General features: G+C 34.2%; 10 protein-coding genes. 6 read left to right on the plus strand and 4 right to left on the minus strand.

Translation table 11 applies throughout. The annotated features are described in order from the left end of the window. Nucleotides 1-36 precede the first annotated feature (36 nt). From AAC053_RS01530 to AAC053_RS01540, 3 genes are all read left to right on the plus strand, one after another. A complete protein-coding gene (locus AAC053_RS01530; protein WP_339751938.1) occupies nucleotides 37-2,970 on the plus strand; it encodes a GH92 family glycosyl hydrolase in 2,934 nt (977 codons plus the stop codon). A gap of 74 nt (nucleotides 2,971-3,044) precedes the next feature. Next, nucleotides 3,045-4,715: an MFS transporter gene (locus AAC053_RS01535; protein WP_339751941.1), complete on the plus strand. Its 1,671-nt coding sequence runs from the start codon at nucleotides 3,045-3,047 to the stop codon at nucleotides 4,713-4,715. A gap of 44 nt (nucleotides 4,716-4,759) precedes the next feature. Beyond that, the gene (locus AAC053_RS01540; RefSeq protein WP_339751944.1) at nucleotides 4,760-5,770 is read left to right on the plus strand and encodes a N(4)-(beta-N-acetylglucosaminyl)-L-asparaginase; all 1,011 of its coding nucleotides are present in this window, start codon (nucleotides 4,760-4,762) and stop codon (nucleotides 5,768-5,770) included. Between the two features lie 135 nt (nucleotides 5,771-5,905). On the opposite strand, the gene AAC053_RS01545 is transcribed toward AAC053_RS01540, so the two are convergent. After that, a complete protein-coding gene (locus AAC053_RS01545) occupies nucleotides 5,906-7,318 on the minus strand; it encodes an aldehyde dehydrogenase family protein (RefSeq protein ID WP_339751947.1) in 1,413 nt (470 codons plus the stop codon). A 276-nt stretch (nucleotides 7,319-7,594) separates the two neighbouring features. Here AAC053_RS01545 and AAC053_RS01550 point away from each other — a divergent pair, with 276 nt between their 5' ends. Next, on the plus strand, nucleotides 7,595-7,855 hold the full coding sequence (locus AAC053_RS01550; protein ID WP_339751950.1) for a hypothetical protein: 261 nt from the start codon (nucleotides 7,595-7,597) through the stop codon (nucleotides 7,853-7,855). 88 nt (nucleotides 7,856-7,943) lie between these two features. Here the strand turns inward: AAC053_RS01550 and cphA are convergent, their stop codons facing one another. Continuing rightward, nucleotides 7,944-10,586 (minus strand): cyanophycin synthetase, encoded by a 2,643-nt coding sequence (gene cphA, locus AAC053_RS01555; RefSeq protein ID WP_339751953.1) that lies wholly within the window; start codon nucleotides 10,584-10,586, stop codon nucleotides 7,944-7,946. Between the two features lie 94 nt (nucleotides 10,587-10,680). Between cphA and AAC053_RS01560 the strand changes: the two genes are divergently transcribed. Beyond that, a complete protein-coding gene (locus AAC053_RS01560; RefSeq protein WP_339751955.1) occupies nucleotides 10,681-11,544 on the plus strand; it encodes a cyanophycinase in 864 nt (287 codons plus the stop codon). On the opposite strand, the gene AAC053_RS01565 is transcribed toward AAC053_RS01560, so the two are convergent. Both AAC053_RS01565 and AAC053_RS01570 read right to left on the minus strand, forming a co-directional pair. Next, complete coding sequence (locus tag AAC053_RS01565; RefSeq protein WP_339751957.1) at nucleotides 11,541-12,368, minus strand: GNAT family N-acetyltransferase; 828 nt, start codon at nucleotides 12,366-12,368, stop codon at nucleotides 11,541-11,543. The two genes, AAC053_RS01560 and AAC053_RS01565, sit on opposite strands and share 4 nt — an antisense overlap. Further along, a complete protein-coding gene (locus tag AAC053_RS01570) occupies nucleotides 12,368-13,297 on the minus strand; it encodes an isoaspartyl peptidase/L-asparaginase (RefSeq protein WP_339751961.1) in 930 nt (309 codons plus the stop codon). The genes AAC053_RS01565 and AAC053_RS01570 overlap by 1 nt, the downstream gene beginning before the upstream one ends. 254 nt (nucleotides 13,298-13,551) lie before the next feature. Here AAC053_RS01570 and polA point away from each other — a divergent pair, with 254 nt between their 5' ends. After that, nucleotides 13,552-16,404: a DNA polymerase I gene (gene polA, locus AAC053_RS01575; RefSeq protein ID WP_339751964.1), complete on the plus strand. Its 2,853-nt coding sequence runs from the start codon at nucleotides 13,552-13,554 to the stop codon at nucleotides 16,402-16,404. Nucleotides 16,405-16,480: the final 76 nt, after the last annotated feature.

Genomic DNA, 16,480 nt, shown 5'->3' on the forward strand with positions numbered 1-16,480 from the left:
TAGTATATTAGATGCATTAAAATTAGCAATCTTTTGATGAACGTTAAACAAACTCCTATTTTAATTGTGCTTACCTTATTTTTAAGTTGCAATAATTCACCATCAATTTCAGAAGCACAAAAAGACAAACCGCTTATTAATTACGTAAATACCTTTATCGGTACAGGTGGTCATGGACACACATATCCTGGTGCTACAATGCCTTTTGGGATGATGCAACTGAGTCCAGACACACGACTAGACGGTTGGGATGGTTGTTCTGGTTATCATTATACCGACGAATATATTTATGGCTTTTCTCATACACATTTAAGCGGAACAGGGATTAGCGATTATGGAGATGTACTCTTAATGCCTACTAATGAACATAACTTTCATAATGGAGCTGATGGTAAAAAAGGCTATCGTGCCCATTTTTCACATGACAATGAAGTCGCGGAACCAGGATATTATAAGGTGCATTTAGATTCTACAAATATTGATGTAGAATTAACCGTTTCTAATCGAAGTGGAATTCATAAGTATCAATTCTCATCGGCAGAAAACCAATATGTAATTTTAGATTTGGTTCACCGCGATAAAGTATTGGATGCAAAAATTGAAAAGATTTCTGAAACTGAAATTGTTGGTTATCGCTATTCGGAAGCTTGGGCAAAAGACCAACGATTATTCTTTGCGATAAAAACATCTCACCCTTTCAATGATATGTTGCAATCCCCTCCTGATTTTGAAATACCAGGAGCTAGAAGAACATCTTTAAGTTTTATTAATCCGAATAACGAACCTGTTATTATTAAAGTCGGAATTTCTGCTGTTGATATAGATGGTGCACGTAAAAACTTAGAAGCTGAAGTTTTAAATAAAGATTTTGAAACTGTTAAATCTGAAGCACAAAACACTTGGGAAACACAACTTGAAAAGATTGTGATTGAAAGTGATGACATAGATAAAAAGACTAATTTTTATTCGGCATTGTACCATACCATGTTGGCTCCACAATTATACCAAGATGTTGATGGACGCTATAGAGGAATGGACTTAAAAATTCATGAAACTAAAGATTTTGATTACTACTCAGTATTCTCACTTTGGGATACATATAGAGCTGCACATCCTTTGTACACCATAATTGAACAAGATAAAACAACTGATTTTATAAATACATTTTTAGCTAAATATGATGAAGGTGGCATTATGCCAATGTGGGATTTAGCTGGTAATTATACAGATTGTATGATTGGGTACCATGCCGTTCCTGTAGTTGCAGATGCCTATTTAAAAGGCATTAGAGGTTACGATACTGAAAAAGCTTTTGAAGCTATGAAACATTCTGCAACACGAGATAAATTTGGTCTTGAAGCCTACAAAAAATATGGATTCATTCCTGTGGATGAAGAAAGCGAATCGGTTTCTAAAACTTTAGAATATGCTTATGATGATTGGACGATTGCGCAGATGGCAAAAGCCATGGGTAAATCTGAAGATTATAAAACATACATTCAACGTGCACAGTATTATAAAAATGTATATGATCCTGAAACTCAATTTATGAGAGGACGTTTTAGAAATACTTGGTTTGCGCCTTTTGATCCTTACGAAGTGAATTTTAATTATACCGAAGCAAATTCTTGGCAGTACAGTTTTTATGTACCTCAAGACGTTTCTGGGTTTATAAATCTACTTGGAGGGAAAGACATATTGGAAGCACAACTCGATGAATTATTTAGTGCAAAAACTGAAACATCGGGACGTGACCAATCGGATATTACAGGTTTAATTGGACAATATGCACATGGAAACGAACCTAGTCATCACATGGCTTATCTCTATAATTTTGTCAACAAACCACATAAAACTCAAGAAAAAGTTCATCAAATATTAACTGAGCTTTACAAGAATGATCCTGATGGAGTTTCTGGAAACGAAGATTGTGGACAAATGAGTGCTTGGTATGTGTTGAGCTCCATGGGTTTTTATTCGGTAACACCAGGAAGCAATCAATATATTATTGGAACACCGCTTTTTGATAAAGCCACTATAAATCTTGAAAATGGAAAGCAATTCACTATTGTTGCTAATAATGTAAGTGATACGAAGAAGTATATTGAGTATGTTAAATTGAATGGAACTGAATTAAATAAAACCTTCTTAAACCACAATGATATTGTTTCTGGTGGAACTCTAGAATTTACCATGACAGACAATCCTGGGATTTGGGGAAGTAAAGACGATCAAGAACCAAAAACAGAAATCACAGAGCACATTATACTACCATCACCATTTATTGCTAAAGGCGATATTACTTTTAGAAATTCTACGGAAGTTGTTTTAGCCACATCGGAAACTGATGCAAAAATTTATTATGCTATAGATAATGATGATTTCAAATTATATAAAAAACCATTCACAATATCTGAAGATGCAGAAGTGAAATTATATTCTAAAAAAGGAAATCTAAAGAGTCCAGAATTGACAACCCCGTTTTTTAAAATCGATCCAAATCTCAGTATTACGCTTGAAAGTAAATTTGCTAATCAGTATTCTGCTGGTGGCAACGATGCACTTATTGATGGTATAAGAAGTACCAAAAATTACAGAACAGGAAGTTGGCAAGGCTATTGGGATCAGGACTTGGTCGCAACAATTGATTTAGGTTCAAAAAAAGCAATTTCATCCGTAAAAGTAAACTTTTTAAGAGATCAAGGTGCTTGGATTTTTTACCCAACAGAAGTACAATGCTTTGTCTCAAAAGACAACAAGACTTTTAAAGCTTTACCTGTACAGAAGATAAATGCTTCAGAAAGAAATAGTGGTATTAATATTAAAACTATAGAATTTATTTTAAATAATTTAGCATATAAATATGTAAAGATTGTTGCCAAGAAACTTGGTACACTTCCAGAATGGCATTTGGGTTATCCTTTGGATGGTAAAAGTTGGATCTTTGTGGATGAAATTTCGATTAATTAAAAAGACCTGTCAGGTTTTAAAAACATAGACATGGCTGGTCTGCACTAACTATAAACTAACTAGTAAAAAATAAAATGAATAACCAAAACAACAAATCAGCTTTAGCCACCTTAGTCTCAGTGTTCTTTTTCTGGGGATTTATAGCAGCTTCAAATGGAGTCTTTATCCCATTTAGTAAAACGTACTTTAATATTGACCAATTTCAATCTCAATTAGTGGATTTTGCTTTTTATGGTGCCTATTATATTGGTGCACTCCTGTTATTTATATTATCTGGCACAATGAAAAAAGATATTCTTAATAATTGGGGCTATAAAAATGGGATTATTTATGGTTTGTTATTATCGGCAATAGGGGCTTTTGTTATGTATCCTGCTACTTCAGGTGCAGAACAGGGTCAAACTGGTGTTTTCTATTTAGTACTCATCGCATTATTTATTGTTGGATTAGGGTTCTCATTACAACAAACCGCAGCCAATCCATTTGCCATTACACTTGGTGACCCTAAGACAGGATCACATCGTTTAAATTTAGCTGGAGGTATTAACTCATTCGGTACAACAATTGGTCCTGTTGTGGTAAGTCTTGTCATATTCGGTTCTGCTTCTTGGAGTACAGATGAGTTATCTCAAATGATTTCTAATAACGAAATCACTTTAGTAACAGTTCAAGGCCTGTACCTTGGTGTTGGAACATTATTTTTAGCAGCTGCAGCATTATTTTATTTTTCAAAAAAATTGCCTACACTAAAGTCCAATACTGCTTTTGAACCCGCAAATAAAGCACGGAATTTGTTGATTGTCTTAACTTTAATTATAATGGGTTGTTTCGGATACATTTTTAGTACATATTCAGGAGGTACAGTGGCTACTGAAAATGTAGAACAAACACGACTTCTTGTTTTATTTATAGCACTTTTTTCTGTAGTTACTGCTGTTTTTGTTGCCTACTCGAGAGCCTCTAAAAAACCTGAAGGTTGGGGTGCAATGAAATATCCGCAACTCGTTTTAGGTATGCTAGCTATATTTACCTATGTGGGTGTAGAAGTTACTATAGGGAGTAACCTTGGAGAACTATTAAAACAAGGAGTTGAAGATACTGGTTTAAATGCACTTGGATTACCACTACTGAATGATTCTCAACTTGGATCTTACATCTCATTATATTGGGGAGGATTAATGATTGGTCGTTGGGTTGGAGCCATAACTGTGTTTAACCCAAGTAAAGGCATGAAAAAAGCATTGCTTATTATTGTGCCATATATAGCCTTTGGAGTAATTATTTTAGTGAACTCAATAAAATATAGCTTTTCAACAAATGAAATACTCTTTTTTGCAGTTTGTATAGCAGTTCAAATTTTTGGCTTCTTTTTAGCTAAAGACAACCCTGTTAAAACCTTAAAAATATTTAGTTTTCTAGGTATGTTAGGAATGCTTATTGGTTTATTTTCTTCAGGTAATGTTGCATTATTTGCGTTCTTATCTGGTGGTTTATTCTGCTCAATTATGTGGCCTTGTATTTTTACATTAAGTATCGCTGGCTTAGGAAAATACACGTCGCAAGGATCTGCTTTTTTAATCATGATGATTTTAGGAGGTGCTATTATTCCACCTGTTCAAGGTAAATTAGCCGATGTATTTAATATTCAATCATCATATTGGATTGCTGTAGCTTGTTTTGCGTACTTATTGCTTTATGCATATAGAACAAAAATCGTTTTAGATAAGCAAGGTGTAACTTACTAGTTAAATAGATTTCCGTTTACGCGGAAACAAAAAATAATTTTTTGATGAAAAGAAGACATTTTATAAAAAAAGCTTCATTAACAGGTGTTGGTTTAGCAGTTGGTAGTTCTCTTGTTAGCTGTGACGAAGCGAAATCGAAAGAACAAAGTGCAGAAAAAACCATAGCAAATCAATCTACTGCAACTGTACCTTTAGTTATTGCCACTTGGCACGTTATTGATGCTACTGCCAAAGCAATGGAAATTTTACAAGCAGATGGAAATGCTTTAGATGCTGTTGAGCAAGGATGTAGGGTTGAAGAAGCCAATGAGAAAGGACAATCCGTTGGTAAAGGAGGCTTACCAGATAGAGATGGTAATGTGACCCTAGATGCTTCTATTATGGACAAGCATGGTAATTGTGGTTCAGTTATTTATCTACAAAACATTACACATGCGATTTCCGTGGCAAGAAAAGTAATGGAAGACACGCCTCATGTTATGTTAGCTGGTGAAGGCGCTAAGCAATTTGCCGTTACTAAAGGTTTTGAACCTGAAAATTTACTGACAGAAGCTTCAAAAGAAGCATGGGAAAAATGGAAAATTGAAGCCAAATACAAACCCATCATAAATATTGAAAATCATGACACCATCGGTATGCTGGCTATTGATAAAAATGGTGATATTTCTGGTGCGTGTACGACAAGTGGATTGGCTTATAAAATGGGAGGTCGAGTTGGCGATTCGCCAATCATTGGTTCAGGGTTATTTGTTGATAATGAAGTTGGTGCTGCTGTAGCAACTGGTTTGGGTGAAGAAGTAGTAAAAACCGTTGGTAGCTTTTTAGTTGTTGAATTGATGCGTCAAGGCAAAACGCCTCAAGACGCTTGCGAAGAAGCTATTAGTAGAATTGTTAACAAACCAAATAGTGATTATAAAAATTTTCAAGTCGGTTATATTGCAGTTAATAAACAAGGTAAAACTGGCTCATATTCTATACATCAATGGTTTAGCATGACTAAATTTCAGGGTGGAGTTAATGAACAAATTCAATCAGATTATTTTAATAAAGCATAAGTGTTTTCATTCCACTTACTAAAAATAACGAGGTACTCACTAAAAAACTAATTTCTAAACAGGACTAGCATAACTCTATAGTGCTATTAATTTTAATAAGCTGCGGTTAAATGGCTGCAGATGTGATTTTTCATATTAGAACCATTTAATTGTAAGTCTTGCTAATTTCTCTTTTAAATCTGTATATGGTGGAAATAATAATTCAGTAACACCTATTGTATGTTGTTTCACTATTGCACGCTCATTACTGAAAGCTTTAAAACCAAAGAAACCATTGCTCTTACCTATACCACTATTATTTGTACCACCAAAAGGTAAGTGGTGGTTGGCATAATGTATTACATTGTTGTTTATACATGTACCACCTGCTCTTGTATTTTCAATAATTTTTTTAGTGTTAGATTTATTTTTACTGTAAACATATAATGCTAACGGTCGCTCCTTAGAATTAACATAATCTATAGCTTCATCAATTGTAGAATAAGTTAATATTGGTAAAATTGGTCCAAAAATTTCGTCTTGTAATAATGAGGCTTCTTCTTTTAGATTTGAAACTAGCGTTGGTTCAATATATTTTGTATCTGAATCTAGCTTACCACCTATTTCAATAGTTGCATTTAAACTTTCCGCATTTTTAATATGCGACTTTAAACGTTCAAAATGTTTTTGAGTTACTATTCTTGCATACGACTCTGAATGTTCTGGCTGTTCAGTATAAAAGTTTTTCAGCCATTTTTTACAATCTTCAATAAATTTAGCTTTTATACTTTCATCTATCAACACATAATCTGGCGAGACACATATTTGGCCTGCATTCATAAACTTTCCCCACATTATTTTTTTAGCGACCATATCAATATTAGCCGTTTTATCAATAAACGTTGGAGATTTACCTCCGAGTTCTAAAGTAACTGATGTAAGATTTTTAGCTGCAGCCGTCATAACTATCTTACCTACATTTGGTGATCCTGTAAAGAAAATATGATTAAATGGTAATTTTAATAATTCAGTTGAGACTTCTGCCTTGCCTTGTACCAGGGCAACTTCATCTTCTGAAAACACATCTTCAATAATTTTAGCCATTAATGCAGAAGAATGTGGTGTCATCTCTGATGGTTTAATAATAACAGTATTACCAGCAGCTATTGCAGATACTAATGGACCAAATGTAAGATTGAATGGAAAATTCCATGGTGAAATAATTAAGCACACCCCTTTAGACTCATATATATAGTAAGAACTTGAGCCCAGCATAGACAATGGTGTTTTTACTTTTTGCTTGCGCATCCATTTATGTAAATACTGTTTTGCATGCTTAATATCACCAATAATCTGATAAATTTCAGTAAGTTCAGTTTCAACAACAGGTTTACCTAAATCTTTATATAATGCCTCTTTAATCTGTTCTCTATAGGTGAATTCTATCGCTCGCTGAAGTAAATTTAGCCTTTTAACTCTTTGACTGTAAGTGCCTTTACCTACTTTAAATTGATTGTTTTTCTGTCTTAAAAACAACTGAAAATGCGGATTATCTTTAAAATCTGTCATTCAACTATATTGTATTTATTGGGCTATATGCCATTTTTGTGTATTTCAACGGTATTTTCTACTTTCAATTACCATTCATCCATTACATCTTCAAATTCATCTATCAATTTACCTATTTTAAAGGGCTACAAGCTTAATTCGTGTAGTTCGTCGATGTTTTTTACGAACGATTGTCGGTTATCTATTTATAATATTGGTTCGTCTAAAAATTTCTTTCAAACTAAATATCTAACGTTTCTTTGACTCGAAGTTAAAACAAATATAGCTTCAACAATTATGAAAAAAGGTTTAGTAATCATATTATTTTTAACAATGTCTTTAGCAGGGTTTGCTCAGCAAGATGTTGTAGTTAACAATGAAACTGAATTTGTTGAAACTAAAGAAGCGGTAAAACCAGAAGCTAAGAAAGCTATTATCTCTGCTAAATATAAAGCTAAGGTTTTAAGAATCAACCGTAAAAAGAATAACGAAATAATTAGTATTAAAGCTTACAGAAAAAGTTTACAGATTAAAGTAAAAACTAAGAAGCTTTGTTAAAATAATCGAAATAAGACGCTATTAACCATAAATTTTTTAAAAGCCGAAACTCATGTTTCGGCTTTTTTATATATAGAACTCATTGAAACTAGTCAACTAAATTTAATTCGCCACGAGACTCTTTTTCTTTTAGTTCTTTCACTAAATCCAAAGCATCTGGTATTACATCACTACATAATATAATCAGCGATCCCTTAACGGCATTTTTAACTGCAAATTTAATGGCTTCACTTTCTGAAGGTATAATGGTCGTCTTCTTTTTAGGATCCTTCATTTTTATACCGTCATTAAGCATCTTAATAAGTTCATCTTCTGTCTTTCCACGTAAGCGTTTATCTTGTCGGATAATAATTTCATCAAACATTTCTGCGGCAATACCTCCCATTTCATTATTATCTTCAACACGTCTATCACCAATTCCTGCTATAATACCAACCTTAACAGTCGCATCTAGTTCTTCAACAAATTTTTGAAGTGCTCTCATTCCTGCTGGATTATGCGCATAATCTAAAAGAATAGTAAAGTCATTAAATTCGAATAAATTTAAACGACCTGGCGTTTGGGTAGCTGAAGGAATAAAGGTCTCTAAACCTGCTTTCATATCTTCAATACTAATTCCTTGTACATGTGCCGCTAAAACAGCAGCCAATACATTTTGAATCATGAATTTTGCCTTTCCTCCATAAGTCAAAGGAATATTTTCAGCTTTCATAAGGCGCATTTTCCACTCTCCTCTACAAATAGTAACATAGCCATTTTCGTAAACCGCAGTAATACCGTTCATACGTTGTAAGGCCTTAACATGTGGGTTGTTTTCATCCATAGAGAATAATGCTACATTACACTCTAAATTACGTCGCATATCATATACCAAATCATCATCTGCATTCAAAATAGCATAACCATCAGGTAAAACCGTTTCTGGAACCACCGCTTTTACTTTAGCTAGCTGCTCGATTGTATGAATCCCTTTTAATCCTAGATGATCTGCAGACACATTAGTAACGACAGCTACATCGCATTTTTTAAACCCTAAACCTGCTCGCAATAATCCACCTCTTGCACATTCTAAAACAGCAAAGTTAACGGTTGGATCTTTAAGGACAAATTCTGAACTTGCAGGTCCTGTACAATCTCCGGTCATTAACAATCTATTCTGAATATATACACCATCACTAGTTGTATATCCAACACGATAACCTTTCATTTTTGCTATATGTGCAATCAATCTGGTTGTCGTCGTTTTTCCATTTGTACCAGAAATCGCTATTATAGGAATACGACCTGTATCTCCTTTAATAGGAAATAATTTATCTATTACAGGAGCAGCGACGTTACGAGGTAGTCCTGTTGTCGGTGCTAAGTGCATTCTAAATCCTGGACCAGCATTAACTTCTAGTACTGCGCCTCCAGTTTCAGATAATGGTTTAGAAATATCCGTGGTCATAATATCTATACCACAAATATCTAAATCTATAATTTTAGAAATACGTTCAGCCATACTTACATTAGCAGGATGTATAATATCGGTAATATCTTCTGCCGTTCCTCCTGTACTTAGGTTTGCTGTATCTTTTAAAATTAATTGTTCACCTTCAGCAATAACGGAGTCTAAAGTATAACCAGCATCTTTAATAATAGTTTTTGTTAATTCGTTTGTTGTAATTTGTGTCAACACATTCTCATGTCCAAAACCACGACGTGGATCACTATTTACTTTATCTATAAGCTTCTGTACACTAGACTTTCCATCGCCTATAACATGTGCAGGAGTTCTAATTGCACCTGCTACTAAATGATTATTAATAACTAACAATCTATAATCTTCACCAGTGATAAATTTTTCTACGATAATAGCTCCACTTCGTGAACTCTCTTTTGCATGTCTAAATGCTACAAGTGCATCATCAACATTTTGTATATCTACAGTAATTCCTCTTCCATGATTTCCATCTACAGGTTTAATAACTAAAGGAAATCCGACATACCTACATGCTTCTTCTAAACTACGTTCACGACGAATAATATCACCTCTTGGGACTTCAACTTCTGCTTGTTCTAATAAATACTTTGTATCTTCTTTATCACAAGCCAACTCAACTCCAATACTACTGGTTTCACTAGTAACAGTAGCCTGAATTCGTTTTTGATTAGCACCATAACCTAACTGAACGAGCGAATATTTGTTGAGTCGAATCCAAGGAATTCCTCTACTTGCTGCTTCTTCTACTATAGATCCTGTACTAGGACCCAAGCGATCAGATTCACGCAGTTCTCTCATTTGCTGAATATCATCAGTCAAATCATAATCTTCACCAGCAATTAAAGCTTCACAAATTCTAACTGCAGACTTTGCAGCAAAGCGCCCAACAGATTCTTCCATATATGAAAATACAACATTATAAACGCCTTCTTCTCCATAACCACGTGTGCGTCCAAAACCTGTATCCATACCAGCTAGCGTTTGAATTTCTAAAGCAATATGTTCAATAACATGACCCATCCAGGTCCCTTCATCTACGCGCATAAAAAATCCTCCTTCACAGCCTTCAGAACAACGATGTGAATACATACTCGGAAACATAGCCTTTAATCGTTCTGGAAATCCCTCAATTTTATTTGAAGGGAATTCCTCCATTTCTTGAAGATCTAAAACCATTACAATTAACTTATGTCTTCTTACTGACCAGTAATTTGGCCCTCGCATTGCATTAATACTTCTTATATCCATTATGGTTGGTTTTTTATTAGTGAAAGATTATAAATATAGCATTTTTCAATAGAAAATTTGGCTTATTTTTGCCCAATATTTTTAGATAATATTTATGCAGAAGATAAAGGGAACTTTAATACCTATTGGCGGAAATGAAGATAAGGGTATTGAGGCAGATGAAATGTACACGCTAGAGTTTATTGAAGAAGGTATCTTATATCATGTCGTAAAAGAAGCTGGTGGTATTGAAGCTAATATTGTTGTTATTCCTACTGCATCTAGTATTCCTGTTGAAGTTGGCGAAAATTATCTAACTGCGTTTTCAACACTAGGTTGTAAAAACGTAAAAATTTTAGATATTAGATCTAAAGAAGATTCTGAAACTGAACATGCAATCGATCTTATTAAAAACGCAAATTGTGTTATGTTTTCTGGTGGAGATCAGTCTAAAATTACAGATAGAATTGGAAATACTACAATTCATAATATCTTAGCTGAACGCTATAAAATTGAAGAAGGTTTTGTTATTGCAGGTACAAGTGCTGGTGCCATGGCAATGGCAAATGAAATGATTGCAGGCGGAAGTGCATCTGAATCTTTTATAAAAGGTGCTGTAAATATGTATAAAGGTTTGAGCTTAATTCCTGAATTAATTATAGATACTCATTTTATTCGTCGTGGTCGTTTTGGAAGACAGTCTGAAGCTGTGGCTAAATTTCCAAATTTAATTGGCTTTGGGTTAGCTGAAGATACTGGTGTGATAATTAAAAATGGTAAAGATTGTACTGTTATTGGTTCTGGGATGGTTATTGTTTTTGATGGCAATACGCTTACTCATAACAATGAAAAAATATTAGAAGAAGGTACACCTATGACCATGGCCAATTTAACCATTCATGTGCTTTCAAACGGTGACCAGTATTGCGTTAAGAATAGGAAGGTTACTGTACTTCCAATTGAAGCACCTTTTATTTAAGGTAATAATGATAATTCCATTTCATATTGATTCACTGTGTTTTTTAATCCCGCAAATTCAACAGCCTTAATTTTATCTATTAACCTATCATCAATATTATTTATCTTTACTTCTTTCTGTATAGATTGAATTGCAGAAAAGAGAATATTCCAACTTGAAAGTGTAGAATTTAAAACTTCAAGTTGGGCTACATATCCATTATTAGTATTAATAGCAAAAAAAGAATGAACCTGATTATCTACTATTACATAAACATACTTATAATTTCCTTTTTCTAAACTTTTACTTTGATTATCCCATGAGTATAAGTTTTGATTTGGTAATGCGTCCCAATTATTAGCCTCAAAACTCACTTCTTTTAATGTATAATTATTTTGAGTTTCAACTGAAATCATTCCGCCATAGCACTTATACTTTTTGCATATTTCAAATCCAATGCCTTCATAAGATTTAAGAGCCTTTACATTTTCAGTAATGACCTCAAGTAAGCATTTTGTAATCCCATTATCAATTAAATCCGGAATTGCATAATCGTAAATAGCTTTCACAATTCGTTTTCCTCTATAATCCGGAACTACACCAGTACCAGAATTGTAGGCAATCAATTCACCTTGACGTTGATCAATGGCGTTAATTATAAAACCAACTAATTGGTCATTATCAAACATGCCATAAGACAAATTAAAATTGACTCCAGCAGCTTTCCAACGTTCTTTATAGAAGTTATGATCTGTTGGCATTTTCACGAAGTAATTCTCGAATGCAGATAGAAAACATTCCATTATGGTTTTAAAATCTGTATCTCCTAAATGCCTAACTACCATTATTTATAAATTGAAATATCTTCTTTTCCTTCGGAAGTTTTAGACGCACGATACATCCCTTCTGTATTAAATGGCATTGCAATATTTCCTTTGGTATCGACTGCAATTAAACCACCATCTCCTCCAATCTCGAGAATTCGCTTATTGATGACTTCGTTTGATGCTGCCTCTAAACTCATTCCTTTATGTTCCATTAAACAGGCCACATCATAAGCCACAACACCTCTAATAAAAAACTCACCACTTCCTGTACAACTTATAGCACATGTTTTGTTATTAGCATAATTACCAGCTCCAATCATTGGAGAATCTCCTACTCTTCCCCATTTTTTATTAGTCATGCCTCCTGTAGATGTTGCAGCAGCTATGTTACCATCTTGGTCACAAGCAACAGCACCTACAGTTCCAAATTTTGAATCTTTTTTGGTTGAGTGATCTAACTGAAAGTTATCTGTATCTTTAATTTCTAACCATTGATTGTGCCTCAACTCATCATAGAAATATACATCATTTTCAAGTTTATAATTTAATTCTTTAGCAAACTGCATCGCTCCGTCTCCAGCTAAAAAAACGTGTTCGCTTTTTTCCATAACATCTCTTGCTAGAGATACTGGGTTTTTAATGCCAGAGATTAAGCTCACTGCACCAGCATTTAATGTTTTACCATCCATTATGCTTGCGTCCATTTCGTGAGATTCTGTTGCTGTAAACACTGAGCCTTTTCCTGCATTAAATAGTGGTGAATCTTCCAATAATCGAACAGATTCCTCAACTGCTTCAACAGCTGTTTTCCCAGCTTCTAAAAACTTATAACCAGCTTCAAGCGCTTGTTTTAAAGCCAATTTATATTGTGCTTCTAACTCTGGAGTCATCATACCTTTTACTAAAGTTCCTGCTCCTCCGTGTATGGCTATTGAGAATGTTTTCATGTGCTTAATTTGATTTTGGAAAATTACGAATTGCTTTTTAAATAAACCCTTAAGTTTTCGTAGTTTTATAGACTTCAAAAAAAAACTCAATATCATTTTTTGTTTAGGTTAGCTTACACGTAAAATGATGATTTTTTTAGATGATGCGAGAAAGAAAAATTAAACATAGCCTTAGCTACGTTTCATTTTTATTTTGAAGCAGAAATGAAAAAAGGGCATTTTTCGAAGCTTACTTAAATTAAATATGATATAAAATGTCAGACCAAAAACGTCTCTTTTTAGTTGATGCTTATGCCCTTATTTTTCGTGGCTATTACGCTTTTATAAAAAACCCAAGAATTAATTCTAAAGGTGAAGACACTTCTGCCATCATGGGTTTTATGAACTCCCTTTTAGATGTTATAAAACGAGAACGACCAGATCATTTAGCCGTTTGTTTTGACAAAGGCGGAAGTGCTGATCGGGTAGAGATGTTTGAAGCTTACAAAGCCAACAGAGACGCAACACCAGAAGGCATTAAAACTGCTGTACCTTATATCTATGAGATTTTAAAAGCCATGCATATTCCAATCATGGTGAAGGAAGGCTACGAAGCTGATGATGTTATAGGAACCTTAGCTAAGAAAGCCGAAAAAGAAGGTTATAAAACCTTTATGGTAACACCAGATAAGGATTTTGCGCAACTCGTTTCTGAAAACATCTTTATGTACAGACCAGTGTTTGGAGGTGGTTACGAAACTTGGGGAATTCCTGAAGTGCAAAAGAAATTCGAAGTCACAGACCCTCTACAAGTTATAGATTTTCTAGGTATGATGGGAGATGCATCAGATAATATTCCTGGTCTTCCTGGTGTTGGTGAAAAGACAGCTAAAAAATTCTTAGCTGCATACGGAAGCATGGAAAACCTTTTAGCCAATACACATGAACTTAAGGGGAAAATGAAAGAGAAAATTGAAGCTAATGGTGAGCTCGGTTTGCTTTCTAAAAAACTAGCAACCATAATGCTAGATGTTCCTGTGGAATTCGATGCTAAAGATTTTGAAATGTCTGAGCCAGACGTTCCTAAAGTCACAGAAATTTTTCAGAACTTAGAGTTTAGACGTTTAATTGATAATTTTAATAAAACCTTTTCTGTAAATCCTGTTCCTGCGACTTCTAAGGCAACTCCATCAACAGATAAAATAGAAGCACCTAAAACCACTCCAAAAGAAGAACTATCTGCAGGCGCAGGTCAGTTTTCATTGTTTGGTGGAGCAGAACCTTCAACAACGGAAACAGTTTCAGAATTTACACGTAAAACTTCAGAAAACACATCACATTTTTATCAAAGTGTGGCTCCTGGTATGGCAACCAAACTGTTTGTCAAAAACTTAATGAATCAGACGTCTGTTTGTTTTGATACAGAAACAACAGGACTAAATCCTTTAACAGCAGAATTAGTTGGTATTGCATTTTCTTGGGAAGTTGGTAAAGGTTTTTATATGCCATTTCCTGAGGGTAAAAATGAGGCACAAAACTTAATTGAAATACTAAGACCGTTTTTTGAAAATGAAAACATCGAAAAAATTGGTCAGAATTTAAAATACGATATTAAAGTCTTAGCCAAATACAATATTGACGTTAAAGGCAAACTCTTTGATACCATGTTGGCACATTACCTTATTAATGCAGATATGCGACATAATATGGAAGTGTTGGCAGAAACGTATTTAAACTACACACCAATTTCTATTGTAGAGCTAATTGGAAAAAAAGGGAAAAATCAACTCTCAATGCGAGATGTGCCTATAGAAAAACAAACCGAATATGCTGTTGAAGATTCTGATATTACTTTACAACTCAAAGAGCATTTCGAAAAAGAATTAGACGAAGCCAATACCCAAAAATTATTCGATGATATCGAAATTCCGCTACTACGTGTGTTAGCTGCTATGGAATTAGAAGGGATTAATCTCGATAAAGATTTTCTAAACTCATTATCAGAAGACCTCAATAACGATATTTTAAATCTCGAAAAAGGGATTTACGAAGCTGCAGGAGAAGAATTCAATATTTCGTCTCCAAAGCAATTGGGTGTGATTCTTTTTGAAAAAATGAAACTCGTTGATAAGCCTAAGAAAACTAAAACAGGACAATATTCTACAGCAGAAGATGTGTTAAGTTATTTAGCAAAAGATCATGCTATTATTCAGCAAGTATTAGATTATAGAGGATTGGCTAAATTAAAAAGCACGTATGTAGATGCCTTACCACTTCAGGTGGAAGAATTGACAGGTCGTGTACATACAGATTATATGCAAACTGTTGCAGCTACTGGTCGTTTAAGTAGTAACAATCCTAATTTACAGAATATTCCCATTCGCACCAAACGTGGCCGCCAAGTTAGAAAAGCCTTTGTTCCAAGAAATGAAGATTACATCTTACTAGCTGCCGATTATTCTCAGATTGAATTACGGATTATTGCAGCTTTAAGTGAAGAAGAAACGATGATGGAAGCGTTTAAAAATGGCGAAGATATTCATGCTTCAACAGCTTCAAGAGTTTTTAATGTGCCGCTATCGGAAGTGACAAGAGAACAACGTAGCAATGCTAAAACTGTAAATTTCGGGATTATATATGGAGTTTCTGCTTTTGGCTTAAGTAATCAAACCGATTTATCTCGTAGCGAAGCCAAAGAACTGATTGACACTTATTATGAGACCTATCCTAAACTACGTGCTTATATGAGCAAACAAGTTGATTTTGCAAGAGATCATGGTTATGTGCAAACCGTTTTGGGTCGTCGTCGCTATTTGGCAGCTATTAATTCTCGTAATGCCATTGTTAGAGGTGCAGCAGAACGAAATGCTGTAAATGCACCAATACAAGGTAGTGCTGCAGATATCATTAAGGTTGCCATGATTAATATCTATGAGAAACTAGAACAAGGAGATTATAAGTCTAAAATGTTGCTTCAAGTCCATGATGAATTAGTATTTGACATCTACAAACCTGAACTCGAAACCATGAAAACACTCATTAAAACCGAAATGGAAAACGCCTATGAGCTCGAAGTGCCTTTAGATGTTGAAATGGATATTGGCTTGAATTGGTTGGAAGCGCATTAAAAATTCCTTGATCTGCAAAAATAGTATAGAAGCTACAACCACCAAAAAAAGCTCTATGAGTGTTTATATAGAACTT

It is taken from the genome of uncultured Winogradskyella sp. (genome assembly GCF_963975125.1).
Taxonomy (GTDB): domain Bacteria; phylum Bacteroidota; class Bacteroidia; order Flavobacteriales; family Flavobacteriaceae; genus Winogradskyella.

Bases quoted from the DNA above. Each gene is read 5' to 3' on its own strand.
- AAC053_RS01570 (WP_339751961.1), bottom strand. From the start codon at position 13,297: ATGAAAACATTCTCAATAGCCATACACGGAGGAGCAGGAACTTTAGTA.
- AAC053_RS01535 (WP_339751941.1), top strand. From the start codon at position 3,045: ATGAATAACCAAAACAACAAATCAGCTTTAGCCACCTTAGTCTCAGTG.
- AAC053_RS01565 (WP_339751957.1), bottom strand. From the start codon at position 12,368: ATGGTAGTTAGGCATTTAGGAGATACAGATTTTAAAACCATAATGGAA.
- AAC053_RS01560 (WP_339751955.1), top strand. From the start codon at position 10,681: ATGCAGAAGATAAAGGGAACTTTAATACCTATTGGCGGAAATGAAGAT.
- AAC053_RS01545 (WP_339751947.1), bottom strand. From the start codon at position 7,318: ATGACAGATTTTAAAGATAATCCGCATTTTCAGTTGTTTTTAAGACAG.
- cphA (WP_339751953.1), bottom strand. From the start codon at position 10,586: ATGGATATAAGAAGTATTAATGCAATGCGAGGGCCAAATTACTGGTCA.
- AAC053_RS01540 (WP_339751944.1), top strand. From the start codon at position 4,760: ATGAAAAGAAGACATTTTATAAAAAAAGCTTCATTAACAGGTGTTGGT.
- polA (WP_339751964.1), top strand. From the start codon at position 13,552: ATGTCAGACCAAAAACGTCTCTTTTTAGTTGATGCTTATGCCCTTATT.
- AAC053_RS01530 (WP_339751938.1), top strand. From the start codon at position 37: ATGAACGTTAAACAAACTCCTATTTTAATTGTGCTTACCTTATTTTTA.
- AAC053_RS01550 (WP_339751950.1), top strand. From the start codon at position 7,595: ATGAAAAAAGGTTTAGTAATCATATTATTTTTAACAATGTCTTTAGCA.